Here is a 1,546-nt window from a genome sequence, read left to right on the forward strand (position 1 = left end):
CTCAGAAGTGGTATGTCAGGCAATACGCGTGAGCCGTGCGCGGCGCGTGCCCGTGCCCTTCGCCTCGGCGAAGGCGAGCACGTCGGTCGAGTGGGAGTCCTCCCACTGCCGGCGCACCTCGAGCGAGGGCGCGGCGCCGTAGACGAGGTCGCAGCAGACCTGGTCGAGCGCGACGGGGTCGGTGGAGGCGAAGATGCCGATGTCGCCGAGGTTCACCGCGCCGTGGTTCGTGCGTTCGTTCGGCTCGAAGGAATTGACGACGTTGATGAAGACCCAGCGGCCGGGCTTGGCGTCGAGCGCCGCGCGCACCGCGTCGGCCATGGCCATGGAGGTCTCCTGGTCGGAGGAGCGCTGGTAATAGCGCTCGTTCTCGCCGAGGCTGTGGATGATCGCCTTGCCCGAGAGGGACCCGAGCGCGATCGAGAGGTTCTTCATCGTGCCGCCGTAGCGCGGGAGGTAGTGCCCCTTGAAGCGCACCACCGAGATCACGTCGTCATAGTTCGCGAAGTGCGAGCCCGTGCGGGTGTACTTGAGGTAGTAGCCGTTCTTCACCGGGAGGTCCATGTCGCCGTCCCAGTCGAGGATGTCGACGGGCGCCACCTTGTCGAAGCCCTTCTCGCGGATGAGCTCCATGTGCTCGGCGTTCTCGCCGCGGCGCGACGTGAAGCAGTGCGTGTCGACGAGCGTGCCCTTCACGTGGTCGCAGAACGGCCCGAGGAAGGCGGGCTCGAGATGCGGGCCGCCCGCGGACTCGAACGAGATCTTCACCGCCACCTTGCCCGCGGCCTTCCTGCCCACGGCCTCGTAGACGCGGATCAGGGCTTCGGGCGAGACGTCGGTCGTGAAGAAGACCTCGGCGGCCTTCGTGTCGCCGGGGTCGGCGAGGTGCTCGAGGCGCATCGCCCAGGCGGGAAGTTCACCCTGAGCCGCGGCACGTGCGGCACCGGGGAGGGCCGTGAGCCCCATCGACGTGAGGACGGCGGAGATGGAGGTCGAGAGGAGGAAACTGCGTCGCTGCATGATGGGAGACCTTTCGGAGGAATTGAAGTGACGGTGTCCGGGGAGGGCAGAGACAACCCTCCCGGACCGAGTTTATGCGATATAAGCGCCTGCGCTCTCAGGAGCCCCTGACCGCGATGCCGTTCTGTTCGAGCCACGGGCGGATCGAGCCCGGCGAGCGGAGGCCGCCCCAGCCGTAGAGGTCGAGCCCCGGCAGGATCCTCGACTCGGGCAGAAGCCGCGTGATCTCGCGCTGGCTGTCGCCGAGCCCCGAGCCGCCGTTGGTGGCCCAGTGCAGGATCGTCTTGCCCTTGAGCGCGGCCTGCACGCCCTTGTCCTCGAGGAGCGTGTAGAACATCATCGGCATCTTGCCGCCCCAGATCGGGTGGCCGATCACGACGGTGTCATAGCCCGAGAGATCCGGGAGGCGCTTCAGCGCCGGGCGGGCGTCCGACTCGCGCTCCGGCACCGCGCGGTTCACGGTTTCCTGATACTCCGACGGGTAGGGCTCGGCGGGCTCGAGCAGGAAGACGTCGCACCCGGTGAG

General features: G+C 67.9%; 2 protein-coding genes. Both read right to left on the reverse strand.

Going from position 1 to position 1,546, the window contains the following annotated elements:
• Nucleotides 1-15 precede the first annotated feature (15 nt).
• A complete protein-coding gene (locus Q4F91_RS09135; protein WP_303336947.1) occupies nt 16-1,020 on the reverse strand; it encodes a DUF362 domain-containing protein in 1,005 nt (334 codons plus the stop codon).
• A 97-nt stretch (nt 1,021-1,117) separates the two neighbouring features.
• Nucleotides 1,118-1,546: flavodoxin (locus Q4F91_RS09140; protein ID WP_303336948.1), on the reverse strand; the 429-nt coding region annotated here is incomplete at its 5' end.

It is taken from the genome of Sutterella sp. (assembly GCF_030539355.1).
Taxonomy (GTDB): domain Bacteria; phylum Pseudomonadota; class Gammaproteobacteria; order Burkholderiales; family Burkholderiaceae_F; genus Sutterella.

Excerpts from the sequence above, each read along its gene's own strand:
- Q4F91_RS09135 (WP_303336947.1), bottom strand. The coding sequence starts at position 1,020 with ATGCAGCGACGCAGTTTCCTCCTCTCGACCTCCATCTCCGCCGTCCTC.